This is a genomic window from Marinomonas primoryensis (assembly GCF_013372285.1).
Classification (GTDB): Bacteria; Pseudomonadota; Gammaproteobacteria; order Pseudomonadales; family Marinomonadaceae; genus Marinomonas; species Marinomonas primoryensis.
The window spans coordinates 131,971-156,548 of record NZ_CP054301.1 but is presented as its reverse complement, the minus strand read 5'-3'; the positions used below and the strand labels follow the sequence as shown (position 1 = coordinate 156,548).

The window sequence follows — 24,578 nt, the reverse complement described above, 5'->3', positions numbered from 1 at the left end:
TTGGAGTATCGATCGTGAAACACTCTTTTATCCCGTGGCTGTTACTCGGCTGGATCGGTTTTTTACTGATGCCTTGGTATCTGCTCGAAGACGGCTTTTGGTCATTTGTTTGGTTAACCGATGGTTACCCAACCGACTTATATTACGCGCCAGCGATTTTACAAGGAATGCTTGGTGACAAGCTCTGGCTGCTGCCGTTAGCCTTACCTTTAATCGCACCATTACGACTCATTTCGTTACAAAAAAATGACCCAAGATACAGTCGTTATCTGATTTTTTCGGGAGCTCTCGGCCTTATTTACATGATGAGCCAAGGCTTTGCCATTGGCATCAGTGGCTGGCAGTTTGCTGGGTTAGACACCTTATTTGGTGAGTTAGAACAACAACAATACGGCTTTGGCTACGGCGCCATGCTCTGCGGTTTGTCTTTTTTGATGCTATTAACCACAGGGCTTGCTGCGACCGGTTTTTTGAAGGGTGATGTGTTTGTCACTGGCAGCATAGGTTTGATCGTTGCCTTGGTTGGCTTGTTTGTCTTTTTCCCCGTTAGCCAAGTATTGCTTAGCGCCTTTATGAATAACGACGGCGTATTTGCACCGACCGCGTTCTTTGGCAAATTATTTAGCGATAACATTTGGTCATTATCGTGTTTAAGCGATGGTTATACTTGCGGCACCGCATGGAACTCGCTGACGCTGGCCGTTTTGACTGCCACTATCACGACCTTGCTCGGTTTGTCCTTCGCATTAGTGGTCACACGCACTGGCTTTCGTTGGAAAAAATCGTTACGCCTGCTCACCGTTTTACCGATTATCACACCGCCGTTTGTCATTGGTTTGGCGCTGATTCTATTATTTGGCCGCTCTGGCGTGGTGACAGAAATCTTCGCTGATGTGTTTAATATTGAGCCAGGTCGATGGATCTATGGCATGCCCGGTGTATTGTTCGCCCAAGTACTGTCTTTCACTCCCATTTCTTTTTTGGTGTTGATTGGCGTTGTCGAAGGCGTCAGCCCTTCTATGGAAGAAGCGTCTCAAACCTTGCGAGCAAACCGCTGGCATACTTTTGTTAACGTCTCTCTGCCGCTCATGCGTCCAGGCTTAGCCAATGCCTTTTTACTGGCCTTCATTGAAAGCTTGGCCGATTTCGGTAACCCAATGGTGCTTGGCGGTGATTTTGATGTTCTTTCTACGGAAATCTTCTTCGCCATTGTGGGGGCACAAAACGACCAAGGTTATGCCGCAGTATTGGCCATCATTTTGCTATTTTTCACCTTGAGTGCCTTTTTTCTACAGCGTCATTGGATCGGTAAGAAATCGTATACTACCGTGACTGGCAAAGCGGATTCCGGCACGTATATGGGCTTAAACCATGGAATGAAGTTAGCCTGCTATATGACGGCTTTGCCTTGGGCAGCGTTAACCATCGTCATTTACGGCATGATCATGTTTGGTGGCTTTGTGCAGAACTGGGGCTACGACAACAGCTTTACCTTTCAGCACTATCAGGATGCATTCTCTATTGGCTGGGGCGAGTTTGGTGTCATTTGGGAAGGCGCCGCGTGGGATTCTCTGTGGACGACACTGAGTATTTCAGCCATTGCCGCACCATTCACCGCCATCGTTGGCTTGCTCACCGCTTACCTATTGGTACGTCAGCAGTTCAAATGGAAAAGCGCTTTTGAGTTTGGCACCATGCTGAGTTTTGCTATTCCAGGCACGGTTATCGGTATCAGTTATATCCTTGCCTTTAACGTTCCACCGTTGGAACTCACTGGCACGGGCGTGATTCTAATTATCTGTTTTGTCTTCCGTAATATGCCTGTTGGTGTACGCGGTGGCATTGCGGCGATGAGCCAATTAGACAAGAGCTTAGATGAAGCCTCATTGACCTTGGGCGCAAACAGTCTAATGACGTTCCGACGCATCATACTTCCGTTATTACGTCCTGCGATTATCGCGGCGTTGGTGTATAGCTTCGTACGAGCCATCACCTCGGTCAGTGCGGTGATTTTCCTTGTCAGTGCCGATCACAACATGGCGACGTCTTACATTATTGGGCTGGTAGAAAACGGCGAGTACGGCATTGCCATTGCCTACTGTAGCGTACTGATTCTAGTCATGTTGACCACAATCATCGGCATCAATGTGTTTGTTGGGGAGCGTCGCTTAAGACGCAACGTATCTGTCTCTGCCTCAACGACATCATCCTCTAATTCAGGCCCTTCTCTAAAGGAGAAACACGCATGAGTCTTCATTACAAATCAGGCTCAGTGAGCTTTGAAAACGTCATTAAAACCTTTGGCAATGTGACTGCCATTGATAACGTATCTTTCACTATTGAACCGGGTAACCTTGTCACCTTATTAGGGCCAAGCGGTTGCGGAAAAACCACTACGTTACGAATGCTGGCGGGGCTGGAACACCCAACGTCTGGGCGCATCATGATTGGTAACAAAGACGTTACGCATCTGCCCGCGACCGATCGTGACGTCAGCATGGTGTTTCAATCTTATGCTTTGTTTCCTCACATGACGGTGGCCGAAAACGTCGCCTATGGTCTGAGCGCCAGCGGCGTGAACAAAGTCGAAGCCAAAGAAAAGAGTGAGGAAGGATTAGAGTTGGTCGGCTTAGAAGGTTACGGAGAACGTTTTCCCAGTGAATTATCGGGTGGTCAGCAACAACGTGTCGCCGTGGCACGCGCGTTGGTTCTCGAACCCGAAGTGCTACTGCTTGATGAACCCTTATCGAACCTAGACGCCAAATTACGTCGCCATGTTCGTGAGGAGATCCGCGAACTTCAGCAAAAAATCGGTTTGACCGCGGTTTACGTCACCCATGATCAAGAAGAAGCGCTTGCCGTGTCTGATCGTATTATTGTGATGAACCGCTCGGTGATTGCTCAAGAAGGCAGCCCTCGTGAACTGTATGAGGCGCCCGCCTCAAGTTTTATTGCCGACTTTATTGGCGACGCTAATCTAATCGACGCCGACATCATCGCCACCGATGGCCACACCGCGGAAGTGGCCGTTGGCGCATTGCGTTGTTCCTTGCCACAACGTGACTTTAGCAAGGGCCGCGTACAGTTGGCGGTACACCCAAGTTCTGTCCGGTTATCCAAGCTTGATCATCAATCTACAGGGCTCACTGGCAACGTCAGACGAGCAACCTATTTAGGCAACCAAATGCAATACGATGTCGATTCTGAAGTGGGTAGCTTATTCGTCGTTGACTATCGTGTTGAGCAAGCAATTCCCGTCGGTTCCGATGTGTCTATTGCGTTTTCAAATCGCGGTCTTGCGTTAGTTAAGACAGCTTAGAGTGGAGTACAACTCATGTTTTTAGCTCATAACTTAGTAGATCAAGCGGTTCTTGACCGATTCGAACAAGCCGAAAAAGTGATAAAGGTCGCCGGCGCTCAGGCTCTAGATTATTTTCGAAATCGAGACAAACTCGTGGTTGAAACCAAAATGGAGCCCCAAGACGTGGTAAGTATTGCCGACCGTAATGTAGAAATTGCCATCATTGAAGGCTTACAAAAACACTTTGCGCAAGATGGCTTCCTCGGCGAAGAACAAGGCACCACCAAGGGTGACAACGAGTATTTGTGGGTGATTGACCCAATCGATGGCACAGCGTGTTTTCTCAACGGCATGCACTCTTGGTGTATTTCGATTGCCCTAATGGTGAACGACAAAATCGCGTGCGGTCTGATATTTGATCCAAACAGCAACGAACTTTTTAGTGCTATCGCGGGTAAAGGCTGTTTTGTGAACGACAAAAAAGTCGAAACCCTCAAAGTAAATTCCGTACAAGAAGGTGTGATGGGAGTGGGAACGTCTCATAGAATCCCATCCTCTCTTTGCGTTAACTTTATCGAAAAGTTATTAAGTGAAGGCGGTATGTTCATCCGTAATGGCTCTGGCGCGCTCATGCTGGCCTATGTGGCGTCAGGTCGCCTGATTGGTTACTACGAGCCCCACATCAACTCTTGGGACTGCCTAGCAGGTCTCATCATGGTGGACGAAGCCGGTGGCGTAACCAACGACTTTTTAGAAGGGGAAGGACTACTCAAAGGCAACCCTTTGCTGGTGTCTGCGAGTGGGCTCAAAAAATCACTCAACAAAATGACAGGCATTTAATACTCTAAACGGATATCTCCCAACTTCGCCGCCTTGCTGTTTTAATCAACAAATAGGCGGATTTTTTTGTGTTTTTTTCTAAAAAATTAAACAAGGCTCAAGACGAGATCGTTGGCGCCGTTTTATTCAATCGTTTTGGACGTTTCTCCCAGCGCACTTTAACTTCAAACTGCTGGCTGTCTTCGTCATCCGACGCGGTTACCTTTAGCCGCAACAACCCTTTTGGATCAAGCTGTAATGTGCCTTCTTTTTCATCACTAAACTCCAGCTTTCCTTTGCAAAGTCCCTTAGAAAGCGCTTTTAGTACATCTTGAATATCGTCTGGATCAAGCAGGGCTTCGTATTTAAATTCTGTTTTCGATTTCATAATGCTTATTCGTAGATTCCTTGTAATTCTTGGGCAGTCATTACTTTGGCCGTTGGATAATCGCAGCTCAGGCCAACAATACCTGCGTCCTTGTCTATTAATGTCGCGCCGATACCGTAGTGTTTTAATCCTTCTACTTTTCGTGAATGGGAATCCAGCGTGATGTCCGCCTCCACATGAACCAATCCCTTTTTAATGGTAATGCGCTGACCTTGTTGACGATTGATATGACCTTGTACCACCACATGAATACCTGCTTTGTGAATCGCTTCCACACCACGCGCCGTCAAAGGAAGGTCAGCGTCCCGATACTTAGTACGAAACGTATTGGCGATAGAACTGTAGTAGAAACTGAATAAGTCGCGACGTTTCAAATTACGGTGAAACGCTTTGTTCGCGTAGTTTGTGCCACTTTTTAGTAACATTTGCCCCATGCTATCGTCCAGTCCAGCGTGAAGAAATAGAAACGACCCACGCTTAGCAACCAATTCCATCTTGCGGAAAAACCAGTTAAATTCGCCTTTTTTATACAGAAACAACTGCTGACATTTCAACGATGTCGCATACACCTGCCGCAAACTTAAGCCGGCAGACAGACAATGTTTTTCGAAACTGTGATTCTTCGTTTCCATTTTTCGCACTTCACGATCGATACCTTCTGACGTCAAAAAACCGGCGGCGTGAAATGGAAATTCTTTAAACCAATCGTCTCCAGGGAAAAGCAGCTTACGGCAGGCGTCCTCATCGGGGATTTTTTTGTCCCATTTTGTGTCTGCTAAATATTCGTCAAACACTTCACGAAACAGCGGAACCACTTTCTTTCCCATTCGAACGAAAAAATGCTGATTGCCCACGTCTTTTTTACGCGCCAACGCCAATAAACCCATTAACAAACGCAAATCGTGATTGCCCGCCAGTAGCGTCACCCGTGCTTTAAGCTTATAGAGCTGCTTCACGCTGCGCAGCAATGCAAGGTTACTCGGCCCCTTATCCAAGCAATCACCACCGACAATAATTTCTGCCTGACGACCTTTTTTCGTCAAGGTAAGATGGCCTAATCCGGCTTTCTTTTTACGCTCTGCGACACCAGCGGCAATCAAAGAGGCTTCAAAAGCGAATGCATCGGCATGCGGATCGGAAATAAATACCACGGACCGCTTTGGCCAACGTATTTTGTTCTTTTTAAAGCGTGGTGGCGTTTTATTGGTGGCCAAAACATGACTGTTTACCGAGCTATCATCCCGAGGCCACGACGTCCATTCACTCGGTAAACGAGCAATAATCTCCGTGTGATTAGGACGATCTATAATAGCGGGAATAGGGCTCTGCATACTTGGCTTACCTTTAAAATTAGATGACAAATCACTTTTTACATTCGGAATATTTAATCGGGTACATCATGGGTTTGACGTTGCTTCCACTCTCCGAACCCTTTTTTTATTGGCTGATCGTTAGAAAACTCCAACACGATGGGATGGCCATAAAACATACTTAGCCGTTTAATATCGCAAAATTGTATGACATTTAAATGAAACGCCCCATGACGTATCGATGCCCCATGCCCCACCAACAACTTAACCAGACCATCGCCTTCATGATTACCTTCAAATATGGAGTGCTGAGATCGCCAGGCTTGAATATGATCCGCCACTCTTTGACCTGCTTGTAGCAATGACTCGGCACCATCGAAAGGCAAACAATAGTCGCTGTCTGATTTCCAATTTTCTGGCGGTGTGGAGAAACGCGGATCCAGCGCTAACACCCTTTCGATTTCTTCTACAGGCAAGTTGGCAACGGCGCCAACACTGCGCTCACACAAAGTAGGAAACGACACCACTTGTGGTTCTCTATCAAAATGTTCACGTAATTCTTCGATGTAAATCATCGCCGTCTGCCACGCTCGCAATAAAGTCGACGAGTCCACTTGTGGATCCAGTCGCAGACCATTGCGCGTTAACCACTCACCAAACGTGCGGGCTTGTTGTCGCACCTCTTGCTCACCTTCCTCGGTTAGAGGGAAAGGCTGCAAAGCGCTCGGCACATTTTTCAACTGTTCGTAAGCACCGTGGCGAATCAGCGCGATGCGAGCGATCATGGTTGATCCAAGGTAGCAATCAAATCATAAGCACGGTCAAAATCGATTTTTCCCGTTAAACGATAAACGTCCACATTCTCGAGTTCGCTGGCATAGTGCGCCACAGAGTCAATGGCATTGAGATCCGTAAAAGCACCGTCTTTATCTTGATAAAAAGGCCCTGGGCGTTTGCGCAGTCCTTCTATCACGTCGGCTTGTTGTAATAAATTGACTCGTTCTATTTGTGTCGGTTCCGAGCTGTCCAATGACCAATCAAGCATAATCAGGCGAGCCAAATTACCCGCTAACTGCACACGGTTTTCACCATAATTGTCTTCGATCTGTACATCGTACTTCTCCTCTAATGACCATAGTTCATTTCGAGGTATTTGGCATAATACGTCTTGTCGAGATTCCGGCAGAATGTGACGCAAACGATCGGAATGCAGCAAGGTACCAGGGTTTACCCGAGGCAGTTTTGCCAAGCCAATCGCGGACGTTCCATGTGCGGTTTTTTTCAGCAAAATACGATCATTGGTGAGAAAATCACGTTCTGTATTTTCGAGACAACGCAGCATTAGCGTGGATTTACCGCCACCAGAGCCTGCTGCAATAGCTGTTACTTCACCCTTTACACTAAACCCAGACGCATGACCTAAAGTAAAACCTTGGCGCAAGTAATGGTTAAGGAATTGGTTATTAATAAAGTTAATAATTTGCGCTAAATTGGCCGCGCAAGGGCCCACTGCTATGGCTTTTTCTGTCCGTTGTAAAAAGGCCATGCCCGTTTTGAATTTTTTAATCCAACGGCCATCCGCTACATCAAGAAAACCTTCTTTTCGGCCTTGTTTGCCCGCTTCTCTAGGCACTTCTAACCAATCCAGTTCATCACCAACGGCGCTTTGCTCTATGACATACAAGTTCAACGACGACGTCACACTCGTATTTGTTTTTAAATAACTACGATAATAATCGGCCAAGCCAGCGAGTAACATGGCTTCATTGGAATGCACTGTGATAGACAACTCAGCAAATGTCAGTCGGATATCATGAACGCAATGGGTGAGCCCTTCATCCACATGGGATAGGTTCAATAATGTTTTAATCATGGTTTGGTGATCTCCTTCAAAATATAGTCGGCGTACACACTGGCCGCGTCGATATTACACCCTTCTAACGCGCCTTTAAAACCACCGAATGCCGACACTTCAAACACGACTGGACCTTGATCCGTCAAGGCAATATCGACGGTAGTGAAGCTCAAGTCATAACAAGATTGCGCTCGACGACCCAGTTCAATCAGTGCCGCATCTGGCTCAAACAATTCATATTTTCCACCACTGTTAATCGTGGTATTCCAAGAGTCTTTGTTGCCAACACGGGCATAAGTACAAAGGTATTCACCACCCACAAACACCATACCCAGATCACGACCATCCAGTTTCACGGTTTGCTGAATGTAATAAATAGTCTGACTCTGGCGATACGTTTCCAATGCGTTGCGAACAAATTCGTCGCTGTCGTCTTCGGTCAGCATAATCATGCCGCGTGCTTTGGTGGAATACAGCGGTTTCAAAATCGCTGAGCCAAATTCTCGCACCGTCGTAAACGCTTGCTCTGCGCTTTCGGTGACGCGTGTCTTTGGCATCGGAATATGGCCTTGCTGCAACGCCAATGTGCCGCTCAATCGATTCACCAAGTTACCAACACTCTGCGTTGGGCTGAACATTTTCACGCCAGCACGCTCCGCATAAGACAGCATGTGGATGCGATCTTCTGTGGCAGGCGAATAGACTTCACTGATCTTTTTAATAATCAAACCGTCCAGTGTCATTAAGTCGAGGTCTTGATACATTAGTTGCTGAGTGTCTAAACGCAATTCGACCTGATTCATGTCGATCACCGCACGAAATCCCGTGCGCTCTTCTAATCGATCGGCCAACACTTCCGTAGACCATTTCCCAGGGATACCAATGACCCCGATTTTTGGCTTATTCAACATAAAGTTCTCTCAATGGTAAGGTGAATGTCTGAGCTTGTTCCGGCGTCAGTTTCGCTAAACGTTCCAGCAAATATCGAGCGCGTAAATGCATACGAGACGCCAGTTTTTTATCAAAAATAAAACGCGTGGAGGTGGCAAATGAACGCGCTAAACCTGCGGCCAGCCGTACTTCAAATGTCTCATCTTGTTGTCGATTAGCGAAGCGTCGCCCAAAGTGATAAACCGCTTTGGCACTGTCCATCATCTGTTTTCGAGTGACGCCACTGAGCACTTGCAAACGATAGATAGACACCATTAACACCGACAAATCCTGCACATAATCAAAGTAAGACGCGCGATGCAGATCGATAAAATAAATACGCTGTTCAACATCGTCATAGATCAGGTTATCAACGTTAAAGTCTCCATGAGTCAGCACTGAAAAGGGCGCGCGCCATTGCGTTTCTTGTATGGCAACCCTTTCAACCAATTCATCAAAACTGGCACTCACATAACCACAAATCCGTTCTTCATCTTTAAAAAACTCAGGATGAACCCTGCGACTGTCGCCAATCCGTTTTTGCAGCTGAAGCATAAACTTTGCCGAGCAAGATTCTGGCGTTAGCGTGGTTTTCCATGTCTTATTGAGTGTTTTAAACAAAATATTAAGCGCGGCCTGAGCGCCGTCTTTATCCCCATCAAGCAACAGTTTCTCTAATGTTTTGCCCGGAATATGCTCGATCAACAAAGACGATTGCTCATTCTCTTCGCCATTATTCAGCCTCCCTGTTTGAGAAAGAACGCTGGGCGCAAGCCGAGGGTCGATAGTGCGCCAATGATTCACACCCGCCACTTCCTCGTCAATTTTGATGCGATCTCCCTCTTTGTAGACCGCGAGCACATTCTTTCCAGACTCGCTTTTATGCGAGATCGCCGCAATCGCGCTGCCAGACCGAGTTAATGCTAGGCGCCTGACTTTTAGATCTTTCAAGTTGTAGTTAAGGTTGGATGCACTGTCCAATAAATGAGGGTAATTCTGCAAGGTCGCCACTTGACCAAGATCCGCTTTAATCAAGGCTTCCGCGACCACACTTAATTGTTCAATCAATCGTTTCAAACTGACATTGCTTAAAATCGCCGCTTGTAACTGCTCATCGCTCAGCGTTAATTTCGCTTGTAATGTCTGAGCTTGCAGCTCGTTGTAACTGGCCAGCAGCTTATGAGTGCGTCGGCCCAATTTGATGCCCGTGCGACGTCGGTTATCCGCCACACCGACTTTAACAAGGCGTAAAGCGCGTCGTATACGCTTGGCCAATTTACAACAATCTTGGCCTGCAGGGTGTTCATAGGGCGCGCTTAACGTCCCTTCACGCACGCAATCAAAGCAATGCTTGGTCAACATCTCAAGCGCGATCACTAAAGAATGCATGCCGCTAACTTGGGCGTGAAAGGTTGTATTGACTTTACGGCGCTCTAATAAGCGAGCGGTTTCAATGTCTGCTTTCTCACGCAGCGCTTGAACATAGCCACGTCGACCACGAATATTGGGCAGCAATCCGGTAGCACCTGATGTGAAAAAAAGTTCTACAATATGGCAGTGTGTTTCGACTTCATTCAAGAGAAAATATACATGCTCTTGAAGCGTCAATAAAACGGGGTTTGAAGGCATAAATAGGTTCACCTTAAATACATTACTTCAGACTATACAGATACTAGAAAACATCGAGATGACAGATATGTTACAGATCGATGTAAAATCGTCGAAAACTCACAAAGAAGATCAAAAAACAGCCAACTTAGCATAACTTTTAAAATATGAAGTCATTACTATAAAATCAAATCCCATTGGGATACTTAAAGAATGGTCATGATTAGACAGATTTTCAAGCACTAAGAGGAGGTCACATGAAAGGACCAAGCCCAGACGAAAAAACGCTCATGTCGGGATTTCAGCAAATAGGTTATTTGAAAAATTTCAAAAGAAGGTGACTTACCCTATAAAGGCGATGCAAAAATAGGCAACGATGTGTGGATTGGTTACGACGCCCCGATCATGCTTGGAGTCATGATCGGGAACGGAATGCTGAGAAAATTGCCCAGTATCTAGACGCGATCGTCGTTGCTGATTCGAGTCGGTTACAAGCAGTAAAAGACGGCTAATACTCTGCAATCAGCACTCGGCAATCAATAATTAGCCCCATTAGAAAACCAACAAAATAACAGTCAGCAAACGCGCCAAGATAACGTTGTTACCATCCGCGTCGATCTGCGAAGTCATGCCATTTCATAATGGCGGGCAGAAACCAAGGTTTTCCGGTGTATAACGGGCGCGTTTTGAAAGGAAAATCATCAAACGATGTTTTCCCTTCGGTGAGGTTAAGCGCCTGTTGAGCGATTTTTCGACCAAAATAATTGGCTCGTCCTACGCCTGACCCGCAATAGCCCATGGCGTAGTGCATATTGTCCATTTTGCCAATGTGCGGCACATGGTCAAAGGTGTACGCCACATAACCCGACCACGCATAATCAATTTTCGCTTCCTGTAGCTGAGGAAACGTACGGATCATAAAGTCCTGTAAATATTTCGAATACAACTGAGGTTGATCACCTTTACCAAATGCTCGGCCGCCAAACAAAATGCGTTTACCATCTGGCGAAGGTCGATAATACGCCACCAATCGTTCAGTGCCGCCATGGGCGCGTAATTTCGGACTGACGGAGCGAACGAGTGACTCAGGCAGTTCTTCTGTTGCGATCATCGCGGAGCGAATAGGAATGACACGACGTTTGAATTTGCCAAATTCGTTTCCCGTGTAGCCATTCGTGGCAATAATCACTTGATCTGCGTTGATCATGCCGCCATCAAATTGTACTTGGTGGTGATTCCCTTGCTTAGTAACGCCTCGAACCATGGTGTGTTCTAGCATTAATACGCCCGCTTGTTGGGCGATTTGGCAAAGCCCACGATGCAGTTTCGCTGGTTGTAACGTGCCATCCGTAGGATACACAACGCCACCATAATAGGCATTTGAGCCAACTTCTTGGAATTGATCCTGACGACTCACCGCAATCGCAGGAAAATCGACCACCTTCGCCAGCGCTTCCGCTTGCTCGATTAAGTCAGCGTAATGGCTAGGATGACTGGCGCCACGAAATCGGCCGCATAAGGACAAATCACAATCGATCTGTTCTTCTTTGATGAAGTCCACCAGCCAATTAAACGCCACCAAACTCTCTTTTATCGTTGAGTGAACACTGTCACGACCGTATTGGCGCTCCAGTCCTTCTACGCCCAATTTGCTGAAACTTGGGCCAAGTAACCCACCATTTCGACAACTGGCTCCTTCCCCCAAACGACCACCCTCAAGCACAACCACTTTTAGACCCGCGCGAGCTAAGGTAATGGACGCAGAGATTCCGGTAAACCCACCGCCAACAATCACTACATCCACTTTTTGTGGGATTTCAAACCGGGCATTAGAGTGAATTTTGCTCGCCAAAGACGTATCCGCCAGCCAATAAGGCATGTTGCTATACGTCGATCTGTTTTTTGCCAACATATCGATTTCATTCCATAAAAATAAGGGAGGTGTACGCGCTCGTTAACTTAGAGCACGTGTTGTAAAAATTCTTTTGTTCTGTCCCATTGAGGGTGAACCAATACTTGCTCTGGCGGACCGACTTCAACAATTTCACCATCCGTCATAAACACCACTCGATCGGCAACTTGTCGTGCAAACTCCATCTCATGGGTAACGCACACCATGGTCATACCGGTTTTGGCTAAATCAACCATCACATCCAAGACCTCTTTGACCATTTCCGGATCCAGAGCGGAGGTTGGTTCATCAAACAGCATAATTTTGGGTTCCATCGCGAGAGACCTAGAAATCGCAACGCGTTGTTGCTGGCCTCCCGATAGTTGCCCCGGATAACGCGACGCTAAATTGGCGATGCCAACACGATCCAATAGGCCCATCACTCTCTTTTCAGCCTCTCTTTCCGACATTTTACGCAACCACATCAACCCCAAAGCGCAGTTTTGTAAGACGGTAAGGTGAGGAAAAAGGTTAAAATTCTGAAACACCATGCCCATGGTTTGGTGTATCACTTTATGACTCTGGCTATCCCGAGAAAGCGGCTGATCAAAAACCGACACAACACCTTCTTGGTATTCTTCAAGATGGTTTAAAGAGCGAATTAAGGTCGACTTGCCTGACCCAGAAGGTCCGCAGATCACCATAATTTCGCCTTCAAAAATATCTAATGACACATCTTTTAAAACATGATGATCGCCATACCATTTATTCAAGTTCTCAATTTTTATCGCCGTATTGGTCACGGTTTTCTTAGCTAAATTTGCCGATGGCAGTGTCATTAGTGATCCACCTTAAGACGTTTTTCAAGATTCAAGCTGTACTGGGACATGCTGTAACACAAGACAAAGAACAAAACGGAAATCATCACCAAGGGCTCCGTATGCAATCCCACCCAATCCTTGTCATTCGCAATGTTTCGCGCCATCAACATGATGTCGAATAAACCAATAATCGAAACCAATGTGGTGTCTTTCAGCAAGCTAATAAAAGACGTCATGATATTGGGAATCATCATTTTTAGAGCCTGAGGCAAAATAACCAACACCATGGTATGTAAGTACCCTAAACCGAGCGTCGCTGCGGCTTCGTATTGGCCTTTTGGAATCGCCTGCAAGCCGCCGCGAATGTTCTCGGCCATGTACGCGCCAGCAAACAAACACACCGCCACCAGAACTTGAGTAAGCTTATTAAACTCCATGTCCGCCGGTAAAAAGATCGGCAACAAGGTCACCGCCATGAACAGCACCGTAATTAAAGGAACAGACCGAACCAGCTCGATAATAATCATCGAGATCCAATGAATTACAGGCAGTTTAGAACGACGACCCAACGCCAATACCACGCCGACCGGAATCGCCATCGTGATGGCAAACCCCGCGATAATGAAGGTTAAAAACAACCCGCCCCAGCGTTCAATCGCAACCGGTTCCAATGCAACATAGCTGAGTCCAAAAGCGATGAACAACGCCACCAATAACAAGATCGTCAGAAAACTAAGCAGATGAATGCGACGCTGTACCCAACGCGACACCAGTGGAACAAACAACTCGTTTAGACCTTTTTTCCCAAGCCCCGACAAAATCCAGTTGGTGTAAATAATGGTTAAAAAAGCCAATGCAAAACAGGTCATCGTGCCATGAACCAGCCCCAGCTCAGCACCAAAACGTCCACCTAAGAAAAGATACGCACCCACAAAAGGATATAAGCCGATCCAAGACAGTAAAATAAAGTTTCTCAACGCCACGCGCTTAGACATCAGCGGCAATAACCACGCCAGACCAAGCAACACGCCGCTGTTGACTCGCCATTGTTCTTCCAGTGGAAAACGGCCATAGATCAAACCGTTAAACCAACTGATAACACCTGCCCAACACGCACCATCTGGGCTGATATCCATACATTGACGACGATTATCGGCGATAAAAACAGCATTAAAAACCGCCCAATCCAAGATGTATTTCAATAAATAAAACAACACAACCGCAACACACAAGGTCAATAAACTGTTGCCAATACTATTAAAACAACGATGACGAATCGCACCGATAATTCCTCTTTCACTCTTACGAGGAGGACGTGATGGTGTTGGTACGAATTGCTTCAAAGCAGGTTCATTGTTCACATTCAAATCGTCCATTTATCGCACCTTATATTGCACACTGTCGTTGAACTTGTTGAGCAAGTAAGAGATCAGCAAGCTGATGAATATATAAAACCCCATGACCATGAAGATAATTTCGATCGCCCGGCCGGTTTGATTCATCGAGGTCTGCATAAAGACAGAAACCAGCTCAGGAAAGCCAATGGCGACCGCCAACGACGAATCTTTTGTGGCGGCTAACCAAGAATTGGTCATCGGAGGAATAATGGAACGGATTGCCTGAGGAATCAGAATCAAGCGCAATGACTGAACACGCGAAAAACCAATGGTAAACGCCGCCTCAGACTGACCCCGATCAATGGATTGCATTCCCGCACGAACCGTTTCGGCAATGGCCGCCGATCGATACACTGTCATGGCGACAAACGCAGCACCAAAAGAGGCGGGGAGAAACGCACCGCCGCTAAAATTGAATCCCTGTAACGTCGGAATAGACAAAGACAAGGAATGGGAAATAAACCAAACGGCCCAGCAAGCAGCAACAGCCCAGAAGACTAAGCCGATATAAAAACCTGCAGAACGAGAACCAGACACCTTGTAATACGGTTTGGACCAGCGGAAAAGACCATAAATCGCGGCACCTAAAGCACCAATCAGAGCGAAAATCCATCCCCATGAAAAGGCACTTTCCAATGAAATAACATAAAGTCCACGATTATTAAGAACGAGCCATTCGCCCAAATGGTAGCTTTGGCGTGGGGCTGGCAAAGTAGAAAAAACCACCGTAAACCAAAAAATAATTTGGATTAATAATGGCACGTTACGCACAATTTCTACGTACCAACGAGCCAGTTGAGAAACCAATGGGTTCGCTGATAACCTTAAGATCCCTACCGCCGTCCCTATGATGGTACCGACCACAATCACGCAAAAAGACAATATAAGCGTATTAACAATACCAACGAAAAACACTCGCCAATAACTCATACTGGAATCGTAAGGAATTAAGCTCCAGCTAATATTAAAACCAGCGGTAACTTGCAAAAAATCAAAACCAAACGTCATACCAAGTCGGTTGAGGTTTTCACTGGCATTGGAAAACAAGAACCACAAACCAAACAAAACAGCCGCGAGGACAACCGCTTGTAAAACCACCGCTCGATATGAGTCATCGTTAAGCAATAACCTGTTCTTTTCTATCAGGGACAAAAATAAATTCGTTTGCTTAGGTGTATTTTTTGACGGTTTGGATACAGAGGGCTGAGTCATATCTATGTACCGAAAGAAGATAAAAAATCAAAGTAAAGACAGGTTGATTTGCATCAACCTGTCTCTATCATTACTAGCGGAAAGATTTGGCGTACATCATGCCGCCATCTTTCCATAACGCATTTAGCGTGCCTTCTCGATCAATACCCAACACACTGTTTGGTCCTACGTTGCGCTCGTATATTTCACCGTAATTTCCTACGTTTTTAATCACTTGGTACGCCCAATCCTGAGGCAAACCTAATCCTGTATGCAAATCCCCTTCGGTACCCAATAAGCGTCTTACGACAGGGCTTTGAGTTTCAGCACGCATTGTTTCTACATTCTTAGAATTCACACCAAACTCTTCTGCTGCGACCATGGCTGCAAATGTCCATTTCACAACATTCGCCCATTCGCTGTCGTTTTGTTTTACCGCAAAAGATAAGGCTTCTTTAGAAATCGTTTCAGGCAGAACCATATAGTCATCTGGATTCGGAGCAGCAGAACGCTGAGCGGCCAAACCAGATTTGTCATTGGTTAGCGCGTCACAGTTTTTATTAAAAAAGGCCGTATTACGAACTGAGGAATCGTCGAATACCACGGTTTTGATGTCTAAATTGTGCGCCCGACTGTAATCGGCGATGTTTAGCTCACTGGATGTTCCGGTCAGTACACAAACCGTGGCACCCTTAAGTTCTTTTACCGACTTCACGCCCAAATCTTTACGTACCATAAAACCTTGGCCATCGTAAAAATAGGTATCTAAAAAATCCAGTCCTTGCGCGGCATCACGCGAAAGCGTCCACGTCATACCTTTTGATAAAATGTCACCCTTACCACTTTTAATCGAAGTAAAACTTTGAGCCCATTGAACCGGCAAAAATTTCACTTTAGAAGCGTCGCCAAACACAGCCGACGCCACGCCTCGACATATATCAATGTCCATTCCCTGCCATTCACCCGCTTTGTTTAAGCTGTAAAACCCTGGAAATGAGTTGCCAATAACACAATTTACATAGCCGCGCTCTTTGACCGCGTCTAGTGTTGATACTGTATCCGCTGCATAGCTGTTTGCCGCTAAAAGCGTGCTTGTTGCAGCGAGTACCATAGAAAATTTATTCATTGTTCGTTCCTTTTATATGCTGTTGAATTTTTAATTTCTTTTTATTCGGCACCCCCTCCCAACCTCCCCCTTGTCAGGGGGAGGAGCTAAAGTTATCGCCTCCTTCCCTTTGGCAGGGAGGAACTAAAACTCTTGTTCCCTCCCCTTTGGCAGGGAGGAACTAAAACTCTTGTTCCCTCCCCTTTCTTCAAGGGGAGGGTTAGGGAGGGGTTGTAATACCGTGATTGCATCGTTTTATTAAATTTTCTGATGCAGGTCAAACAACTAACCGTTAAGATCTTATGTTAAGATTCTACATAATCATAATGAATATTATAAATGGTCTAATAACTTTAGGTTATGCCTATGAACATCAATAAACTGCGTATATTTCATGAAGTCTTTGTCACAGGGAGCATTACACGAGCCGCTGAGCGCAGCAATGTAAGCCAGCCTGCCGCCAGTAAAATGCTCGCCAATTTCGAAGATGAAATCGGCTATAAACTGTTTGTTCGTAATAACGGCAAGCTCATTCCAACGGATGAAGCGCTTTATTTGCATGGCGAAGTTTATGGTTTACTGCAAGGCGTCAATCATTTACATGACAGCATAAAAAGTGCGAAAAATAATAAAGTGGGAAGGCTGCGTATTTGCACAACTTTTGGCCCGTCTTACCAATTTCTACCCGAGCTCATCGCGGAGTATATGACCAATAACCCAGGTGTGGAGGTAAGCTTACACCTCTCGGCCTGTACAGAGATTCGTCAAGGCATCGCGTCAGGGCAATACCAAATTGGCTTGGTTGATAAAGCACAAAGCTCATCAAAACACGATTCAGTAGCCTTTAATTTAGCCTGCTATTGTGCCGTGCCTAAAAACCACCCCGCCGCCCAATTAGACGTCATTACTCCACATGACTTACAAGGTCTCAACTGGGTTACACTCGATTCAGAAAATGCCACCACGAAAACGTTAAAACGCATTTATGCTGACATCGGACTGCCATTTAATCGAACCTTAGAAGTCCACACCACGATCCACGGTCTTTCATTTGTTAATTTAGGCATGGGCGCAACACTGGTCGATATTCTGAACTGTCGTTACTTTGATAAGGTATTCCAATTACCCAATGTCGTCTTGAAACCTTTTTCGCCAAACATAATAGAACCGCTAGAAGTTCTGACGTCTAACTTGAGCCCTCTTTCGGGGATTGCCAAAGACTTTTATGACGCTCTTATCAGCAAACTAGAAGCCCAAACCCAACTAGAAAAAGGCCAGAGCCATGCAAATGGGCGATAACCACCGCTGCGCATGGGCGAGCGCTGCGCCAGACTTCCCTGATTACCACGATACGGAATGGGGCTTTCCTATTGATGATGATCGCCGTTTGTTTGAAAAGCTCTGCCTAGAAACCTTTCAATCAGGATTGAGCTGGCGAACCATTCTGACTAAGCGCGAAAACTTTCGTAGTGCCTTCCAGCATTTTGACTTCAACAAAGTCGCGCTATTTAGTGACAAAGACGTTGAAGCGCTTTTAGATAACAAAGGGATCGTGCGTAACAAACGCAAGATTCTCGCCGTCATCAACAACGCCAAACGCGCCCTAGAAATGATCGAAAAAGAAGGTTCACTAGCGGCTTTCCTCTGGCGTTACGAACCCGACGAAAGCACACTTCCGCCACCAGAAACTCAAACGACCTGCGATGAGTCTGTCGCCCTGTCTAAAGAGCTCAAAAAGCGAGGCTGGCAATTCGTCGGTCCAACAACATTGTACGCCTTCATGCAATCCATGGGACTGATCAACGACCACGCGGAAGACTGCTTTATGCGAGAGAAGATAGATAGAGCGAGAAAGGAGTTTGTGAGGCCTTCATAAATTAAGAGCGACGATAAGTTTAAAAAAAGACATTATTTAAAATGACAATATTGTCATTGTTCAAAAAACACTCTACATTTTGTCAAGGAATCGTAAATAAAAAAGGCAATTGGTATGCGTGCTCTGCTCCCTCTCACTTTTATCTCATTACTAACCGCTTGTTCAAACACTCAACTTAATGTGGTGGATAGTCTAACCGTCTCCGCTCAGAACGATGGCGTTGGAATGCATCCCACCAAGTGGTTTATCCAAGGCCACCCATTACAAACAACCTATGTTTCTTTGAATGGGCAACTAGGGCTAAGGGTCGGACAAGTTTGTGTCGCAAGTGGCTATCGCTCTCCTTTCACGTCTAATTGTCTCAATACACTCGGTTATTTAGCAGCTACAAACCAAGATTCAAACTTAGAATATAAAGGAAGAATTTATCAAGAATATTACTCTTCTAAAAGCGATGAGACACCTCAAAGTAAAACCATTGTCGATCTACTTAAAGCCATCAACGAAGAAAAGAAATTATCTTTAAAATACGTCACTTCAAATACACATTTTTTAGCCTGCTTGACGAAGCATCCAATTCAAGACGTAAAAAACATAACCTCTGATGAAAAACGGCAGGCACTATCGGCTTGCTCGACACAGAGAGAAACAAAAGAAAAAGCGCTACTCGCATTACAAGAAGCCAGCTTGAAAGTAGAAGCGCTCGCCATCGCACCAAATCAAATAGTCTATAACTGGGCAGAAAACCATGAGTTGAAAAGTGGCGTGGTTGTTCAATCAGAGTCAAATTCGGCAACCGTAAACTCAAATAAAAAGGCCTCTGGTTATACTGTAATAAAGGGTCTAATTATTGAACGCTATCAGATGTCTTGCTCTGAACTAGGATTACTCCAAAAGCGCCCCGACGCTGGCCGATTAAAAATCGTTACCATGACCTTGGCGGCAGAAGAGCTGTATTACAACGCTAACGAAGAAGCTAGCCTTTCTTTAAATGCCGCATTTTCATTCACCCCAGATGAACTCAAAATGCTATCTAAACTATTGGACAAAGATGGGAAAGCACTAAAATTAGACATTCAAGCCAGCATAAATGCCAGTAGAACCATTGCATCAAAAGGGTATTTAACCAACCCAGAGATTACCCTTAATAACTATAAAGACATCACTATACCAGAGGCTTTCGAAGCCAAAAAAATGACCCGCTCAATTAAACCAAGCCTAACCTATTACGCAGTATTGTCAGACGTAGACACTCTCGCCTGCAATTAATCAAAACACCTCAATAAAGTCCCAATGATAGACACCTATCATTGAGGTCTTTTCATGCCCTCTTAATACAGCGTCCATTTTTTGCACTTAAGTTGTGCAAAAATTAATCATTGCATCGAAACATTTTCGGTCTTAACGTCATTTGTTGCTGGTCACAGAATGCACGATTAGGGCTTTTAAAAACGCTTTGAATGATGGACAGTGATAAAAATAAGAATGGTGCAGTGAAATAATTTATGTCAATTAAAGAGATAGCAACCCAGTTGGATTTGTCGGTATCCACAGTGTCACGAGCACTGAACGATTACCCAGACATTAGCCCGAGTACGAAGAAGCGCGTGTTGAAAGAAGCCGCGCGACAGGGTTACCAATTAAAAGGCGCCGATGCGGCACATTGGGTACAAGCAAAGCGTGTGATAACGGCGATTGTTCCAAGCCAAGACATGCAATATCTCGACACCATTCTTTCGAAGGTTCTTGCCGGAACTCGACAAGCGCTGCAAGCAGAAGGCTATTTACTGCAAGTGGTGGCAATCGATACTGGCAAGCAGGAATTAAGCGAGTTTGAACGCCTTGTCAAAGCCGGCGATCAGGACGGATTCTTGCTCCTTCGCACTCGGGTCAACGACCCAAAAGTCCATCGTTTATTAAAGCTCAACGTGCCTTTTGTGTGTTACGGACGCACCGAACGGGCAACGCAATTTGCGTGGTTGGATTTGGATAATTACCAAGTTGGCCATTTAAGCCTGACTCGCCTTTACGAACAAGGCCATCGTGACATTGGCGTGGTCTCGGTGAGTGAGCGATATTTTTTCGCTCAAGAAAGACAACGCGGCATTCACAACGCCGCCGAGCAAGTTGGGCTTTCGATTGCGTCCGAACACTGTCTAGAAGTCGGTTTTGACGAGGAAGAAAATTACCTCGCTTGTGCCGAATTCCTTCTCCAGCACCCGAATATCACTGCGCTGATTTGCTTAACCAGCACCAGCGCGCGCAGTGCCGCTTTGGCGGTCATGCGATTGCACAACACTCGATTCAACCATAAAGAAAAAGTGTGTGTGATTGGTTGCGATACACCCGTTGATGAGCTGACCGCCAGTATGGGGATCACCAGCATTCAGCAAGCGCCACCCGCACAAATTGGTGAGCAACTTGCCAGCATGATGGTGTCGCGCATCAAAGGGGTTCCGGTGAAGGACTTACAAGTCGTTTTAGCGCCGGGCGTCGTAAAAACAGGCTTTTAGCCAGCTGGTTTTTAGTCAATAGGCTCGGAACACTCGTATAAAAATAAATGAGGAAACGACAATGAAAAATTCTCTGCTCGTCACCAGTGCCGTACTGGTCAATGGACTGCTTATCAGCTCGCTCGCCAGCGCCGCCACGGTGGAATTCTGGACCGCACAAACGCAAACGGATCGACTGAAAAACATCGAACTGCTCGCCAGCACGTTCGAAGCCTTAAACGATGGCGTCACCGTCAACGTCGTCGCCGTAGATGAAAATGAAATAGCGACTCAAATGGCCGCCGCTGTTGCCGCTGGTACCACACCACAGCTTATCGAAGTGAATTCCGAGATCATCATGGCGCTCGGTGAAGAAGGCATCGTCGATGAAAAAACACACCAAGGCGTCATCAATGACATTGGCAAAAATCGCTTCCACAAAGGCGCACTGACCACGCTAACCTCGCCATCTGGCGATTATTATGGCTTGCCTTATCATGGTTGGATTCAAGGTATTTGGTATCGTAAAGACTGGTTCGATGAAAAAGGCCTCGCCGCGCCAAACACATGGGAAAACATCGAAACCGCTGCCAAAGCGCTGACTGACAAAGCCAACAACCAATACGGTATTTTGGTCGGCACCAAACAAGACAGCTACACCGAGCAAGTCTTCACACAATTGGCATTATCGAATAACGCCGCCGAGTTCGACGCCAAAGGCAATTTGATTTTTAACAGCGCCGAGACACTTGAAACCATCGAATATTACAACGAATTAGCCAAATACAACCCACCGGGACCACAGAACTGGCGCGCCCGCGATTATTACCTGCAAGGTAAAATGGCGATGTTCTTTTACTCCACCTACATCATGGATGACCTTTCCTTAGCGGAAGTCGCCAAAGGCTCGCTGTCCTCTGAGAACTTTAAAGAACTCAGCGGCGGCACCTTCGATCCGAACTTGGTCAAAAACACCGCATTCGCACCAATTATCACCCACAAAAGCGCCGCGTCTTACGGCACCTTGTCTGGCCTTGTCGCGTTAAAAACCAACAACGCCGACGACACGCAAGCGACCAAAGATTTCATCGAATTTATGTACGACCCTGCCAGCTACATCACCTTTTTGCACATGGCGCCAGGCGGCATGAATCCAATGCTTAAAGGCATCGCCGAAGACCCAGCGTACTTGGACGATGCCAATGGTGTTTTCAAACTGTATGGCGCGGATAAGATGATGCAAATCGTATCGGGCTTCGACGACATTCGCTCCTTCTCAGTGGTGAAAGGCAAAACCTTCCCTGCGTCTGGCGCCATTTTTGCCAAGTCGGTGATTCCTCGAATGATCTACGACGTGACGATTGAAGGCAAAGACCCACAAGCGGCGTTGGACAATGCAGAAGCGGAAATGAAAACCATCATGGGCGAATGACCCCCTCCCAGCCTCCCCCTTGTAAATGGGGAGGAGTAGGCTGTTGTTATTCCTTCCCCTTATCTTCAAGGGGAAGGTTAGGATGGGGTTGTTAACTTTTTAATCCCTTCCAGCCTCCCCCTTATAAAGGAGGAGGCAAGTGATCTGTTCCCTCCCCTTGTTAAGGGGAGGGCTAGGGTGGGGTTACATTTAAATAAGGGAAGTCGATATGTCTTCTATACTGGTCAAAAACGAAGCCCGCCTCGGCCTAAAACTGGTTGCGCCAGCCGTCGGCATTATCGGTTTGCTGGTGATTTACCCCATTTTGTTCAACGTCTACCTGAGTTTTTTTGACGTGCAACTCAACGGCAACAAGACCTTTGTGGGACTGAATAACTACACGGATTTGCTCGGCAATCCGCGTTATTACCATTCCATTGGCGTGTCGGTCATTTATCTCATCGGAACCGTAGTCGGCACCACGGTGTTGGGCTTAGCGGCGTCGATTCTGATGAATCAAGAATTTCGCTTTCGTAACATCGCTCGCGGTTTGATTCTTTTGCCCTATTTCGCACCAGTGATCAGCGTGGTGTTTGGCTGGCAGTTTATTTTCGATCCGGTGAACGGTATTTATAACCATGTGGTGGTCGATGTGCTGCACCTGACCGACACACGGGAAAACCTGATCGGTAATCCCGATTCGGCGTTGTTCGTGGTGATCTTGTTCGATATTTGGAAACATTTTCCTATCGCCTATTTACTGTTTCTCGCCAAATTGCAAAGTGTGCCAAAAGACCTTTACGAAGCGGCGGCCATCGACGGCCAAAACGCATGGGGACGTTTTTGGCATGTGACGTTGCCTGAACTGAGATTCGTCATTGCGACCGTGGTGTTACTGCGCATTATCTGGAATTTGAACCGCTTTGAGGACGTGTACTTACTCGCACCGAATGTCGAAACTTTGCCTATTTTTACCTATTACCAAGCCTTCGCTGGGATTGTGGATCAAGGCGGTGCTGCGGCCATTTCGGTTATTCAACTGCTGGTATTGGTCGGTTTAATTTGGCTGTATGTTCGAAAAGTACTCAAATGGTAAGACTTACATGGTTAGGGAAGTAGGTGAAACATTATGATGAATAAACGCACTCCTGTTCAATCAGTGATCTTGTACACCTTGGTACTTACCTTGGTGATTTTCTGCGTCTTTCCATTTTTGCAGATTCTTTCTACGTCGTTAAAACATCCGATTGATTGGGGCAATCCATCCTTGATTCCTCGCGTGTTGCACTTGGATGCGTATAAGGAATTGCTGGGGTTAATGCCAACAAAAGAAGTCGATGTGCCCGCTAGCGTGCAGCGATTGCTTGATAACCCTGCTTTGTCGACCGAGAAAAAACAGATGCTGCTGGCGAAGTTTAGCTCCGGCAGCGATGTCTTTCCCTTTGGCCGTTACATGCTCAATACCTTCGTGATCTCCTTTGTAACGGGCATTTGCTCGACTTTTTTGGCGTCTCTTGCGGCGTACGCGATTGCTCGATTACGCTTTCCAGCGCAATCCCTAATGGCAAATGGTGTGCTGTTTGTCTACATGGTCGGCGGCGTATTATTGATGGTTCCGCTCTATCAAATGAGCGTGAACGTGGGCTTGGCATCCAGCGCCAGCGGCACGATTCTTAGCCTGTTCTTGATCTACCTGATTCAGACCTTACCGGTCGCCATGTACATGCTGGGCAATTACTTCCGCTCCATTCCCTTCTCATTAGAAGAAGCCGCGATGATGGACGGCTGCTCAAGGGTAGAAGCCTTCTGGCGCATCATATTGCCTCTGTCGAAACCGATGTTATTTACCGTGTTCATTTATTGTTTTGTCATCGCGTGGAACGAGTACTTGTTCGCTTCCGTATTTCTAAAACAGTATCAAGATTTCCAAACCTTGCCGCTGGCATTACAAACCTTATTTACCTCGAAAAATGCCATCTGGGATCGCATCATGGCCGCGTCCATGCTGACACTTTTACCTGTGGTTATTTGCTTCATGCTTGCCAATAAACATTTGTCAGGCGGGTTAACCGACGGCGGCGTAAAAGGCTAACAATTCCCTCCCCTTAATAAGGGGAGGGTTAGGGTGGGGTTCAGTAATACCCCCTCCCAACCTCCCCCTTAGCAGGGGGAGGAGCTGAGAA

At 46.3% G+C, this 24,578-nt stretch carries 22 protein-coding genes; 11 read left to right on the top strand and 11 right to left on the bottom strand.

Annotation, left to right across the window (positions count from 1 at the left end; all coding sequences use genetic code 11):
• Window positions 1-14: 14 nt before the first annotated feature.
• The 3 genes from MP3633_RS00685 to MP3633_RS00675 are packed head-to-tail and all read left to right on the top strand — an operon-like array spanning window position 15 to window position 4,141.
• On the top strand, window positions 15-2,249 hold the full coding sequence (locus tag MP3633_RS00685; RefSeq protein ID WP_244959754.1) for an ABC transporter permease: 2,235 nt from the start codon (window positions 15-17) through the stop codon (window positions 2,247-2,249).
• Window positions 2,246-3,319, top strand: a complete 1,074-nt coding sequence (locus tag MP3633_RS00680; RefSeq protein ID WP_176334056.1) for an ABC transporter ATP-binding protein — start codon at window positions 2,246-2,248, stop codon at window positions 3,317-3,319. The genes MP3633_RS00685 and MP3633_RS00680 overlap by 4 nt, the downstream gene beginning before the upstream one ends.
• A 15-nt stretch (window positions 3,320-3,334) precedes the next feature.
• The gene (locus MP3633_RS00675) at window positions 3,335-4,141 is read left to right on the top strand and encodes an inositol monophosphatase family protein (protein WP_176334055.1); all 807 of its coding nucleotides are present in this window, start codon (window positions 3,335-3,337) and stop codon (window positions 4,139-4,141) included.
• Window positions 4,142-4,238: 97 nt separating this feature from the next.
• Here MP3633_RS00675 and MP3633_RS00670 read toward each other — a convergent pair whose 3' ends face one another.
• From MP3633_RS00670 to MP3633_RS00645, 6 genes are read right to left on the bottom strand one after another with little or no spacing between them, the layout of a single operon-like run.
• Entirely contained in the window at window positions 4,239-4,508 is a 270-nt protein-coding gene (locus tag MP3633_RS00670; protein ID WP_112135804.1) for an amphi-Trp domain-containing protein, read from the bottom strand.
• A gap of 5 nt (window positions 4,509-4,513) precedes the next feature.
• A complete protein-coding gene (locus tag MP3633_RS00665; protein ID WP_176334054.1) occupies window positions 4,514-5,839 on the bottom strand; it encodes a metallophosphoesterase in 1,326 nt (441 codons plus the stop codon).
• Between the two features lie 53 nt (window positions 5,840-5,892).
• The gene (locus tag MP3633_RS00660; protein WP_176334053.1) at window positions 5,893-6,603 is read right to left on the bottom strand and encodes a histidine phosphatase family protein; all 711 of its coding nucleotides are present in this window, start codon (window positions 6,601-6,603) and stop codon (window positions 5,893-5,895) included.
• Entirely contained in the window at window positions 6,600-7,691 is a 1,092-nt protein-coding gene (locus MP3633_RS00655; protein WP_176334052.1) for an HprK-related kinase B, read from the bottom strand. Before MP3633_RS00655 ends, MP3633_RS00660 begins: the two co-directional genes overlap by 4 nt.
• Window positions 7,688-8,584 (bottom strand): GAK system ATP-grasp enzyme, encoded by an 897-nt coding sequence (locus MP3633_RS00650; RefSeq protein WP_244959753.1) that lies wholly within the window; start codon window positions 8,582-8,584, stop codon window positions 7,688-7,690. Before MP3633_RS00650 ends, MP3633_RS00655 begins: the two co-directional genes overlap by 4 nt.
• Window positions 8,574-10,232 carry a phosphotransferase gene (locus MP3633_RS00645; protein ID WP_176334051.1) on the bottom strand — a complete coding sequence of 553 codons (1,659 nt, stop codon included), beginning with the start codon at window positions 10,230-10,232 and terminating at the stop codon, window positions 8,574-8,576. Before MP3633_RS00645 ends, MP3633_RS00650 begins: the two co-directional genes overlap by 11 nt.
• A gap of 359 nt (window positions 10,233-10,591) precedes the next feature.
• Between MP3633_RS00645 and MP3633_RS19025 the strand changes: the two genes are divergently transcribed.
• Window positions 10,592-10,723, top strand: coding sequence for a hypothetical protein (locus MP3633_RS19025; RefSeq protein WP_280526391.1), 132 nt, complete (start codon window positions 10,592-10,594; stop codon window positions 10,721-10,723).
• Between the two features lie 89 nt (window positions 10,724-10,812).
• Here the strand turns inward: MP3633_RS19025 and MP3633_RS00640 are convergent, their stop codons facing one another.
• The 5 genes from MP3633_RS00640 to MP3633_RS00620 form a co-directional block, all read right to left on the bottom strand.
• Window positions 10,813-12,123: an NAD(P)/FAD-dependent oxidoreductase gene (locus tag MP3633_RS00640; RefSeq protein ID WP_176334050.1), complete on the bottom strand. Its 1,311-nt coding sequence runs from the start codon at window positions 12,121-12,123 to the stop codon at window positions 10,813-10,815.
• 47 nt (window positions 12,124-12,170) lie between these two features.
• Window positions 12,171-12,941, bottom strand: coding sequence for an amino acid ABC transporter ATP-binding protein (locus MP3633_RS00635; protein ID WP_176334049.1), 771 nt, complete (start codon window positions 12,939-12,941; stop codon window positions 12,171-12,173).
• Window positions 12,941-14,299: an amino acid ABC transporter permease gene (locus tag MP3633_RS00630; protein WP_176334048.1), complete on the bottom strand. Its 1,359-nt coding sequence runs from the start codon at window positions 14,297-14,299 to the stop codon at window positions 12,941-12,943. The genes MP3633_RS00635 and MP3633_RS00630 overlap by 1 nt, the downstream gene beginning before the upstream one ends.
• Entirely contained in the window at window positions 14,300-15,532 is a 1,233-nt protein-coding gene (locus MP3633_RS00625) for an amino acid ABC transporter permease (RefSeq protein WP_176334047.1), read from the bottom strand.
• 73 nt (window positions 15,533-15,605) lie between these two features.
• On the bottom strand, window positions 15,606-16,637 hold the full coding sequence (locus tag MP3633_RS00620; protein ID WP_176334046.1) for an amino acid ABC transporter substrate-binding protein: 1,032 nt from the start codon (window positions 16,635-16,637) through the stop codon (window positions 15,606-15,608).
• A gap of 345 nt (window positions 16,638-16,982) precedes the next feature.
• Between MP3633_RS00620 and MP3633_RS00615 the strand changes: the two genes are divergently transcribed.
• The 7 genes from MP3633_RS00615 (at window position 16,983) to MP3633_RS00585 (ending at window position 24,487) form a co-directional block, all read left to right on the top strand.
• Window positions 16,983-17,915: a LysR family transcriptional regulator gene (locus MP3633_RS00615; protein WP_112135821.1), complete on the top strand. Its 933-nt coding sequence runs from the start codon at window positions 16,983-16,985 to the stop codon at window positions 17,913-17,915.
• Complete coding sequence (locus MP3633_RS00610) at window positions 17,899-18,492, top strand: DNA-3-methyladenine glycosylase I (protein WP_176334045.1); 594 nt, start codon at window positions 17,899-17,901, stop codon at window positions 18,490-18,492. The genes MP3633_RS00615 and MP3633_RS00610 overlap by 17 nt, the downstream gene beginning before the upstream one ends.
• 114 nt (window positions 18,493-18,606) lie before the next feature.
• Window positions 18,607-19,761 (top strand): hypothetical protein, encoded by a 1,155-nt coding sequence (locus MP3633_RS00605; RefSeq protein WP_176334044.1) that lies wholly within the window; start codon window positions 18,607-18,609, stop codon window positions 19,759-19,761.
• A 236-nt stretch (window positions 19,762-19,997) separates the two neighbouring features.
• A complete protein-coding gene (locus MP3633_RS00600; RefSeq protein ID WP_176334043.1) occupies window positions 19,998-21,005 on the top strand; it encodes a LacI family DNA-binding transcriptional regulator in 1,008 nt (335 codons plus the stop codon).
• A 61-nt stretch (window positions 21,006-21,066) separates the two neighbouring features.
• Complete coding sequence (locus MP3633_RS00595) at window positions 21,067-22,416, top strand: ABC transporter substrate-binding protein (RefSeq protein ID WP_176334042.1); 1,350 nt, start codon at window positions 21,067-21,069, stop codon at window positions 22,414-22,416.
• Window positions 22,417-22,624: 208 nt separating this feature from the next.
• Window positions 22,625-23,491, top strand: a complete 867-nt coding sequence (locus MP3633_RS00590; protein WP_176334041.1) for a carbohydrate ABC transporter permease — start codon at window positions 22,625-22,627, stop codon at window positions 23,489-23,491.
• Between the two features lie 33 nt (window positions 23,492-23,524).
• Window positions 23,525-24,487 carry a carbohydrate ABC transporter permease gene (locus tag MP3633_RS00585; protein ID WP_176334040.1) on the top strand — a complete coding sequence of 321 codons (963 nt, stop codon included), beginning with the start codon at window positions 23,525-23,527 and terminating at the stop codon, window positions 24,485-24,487.
• Window positions 24,488-24,578: the final 91 nt, after the last annotated feature.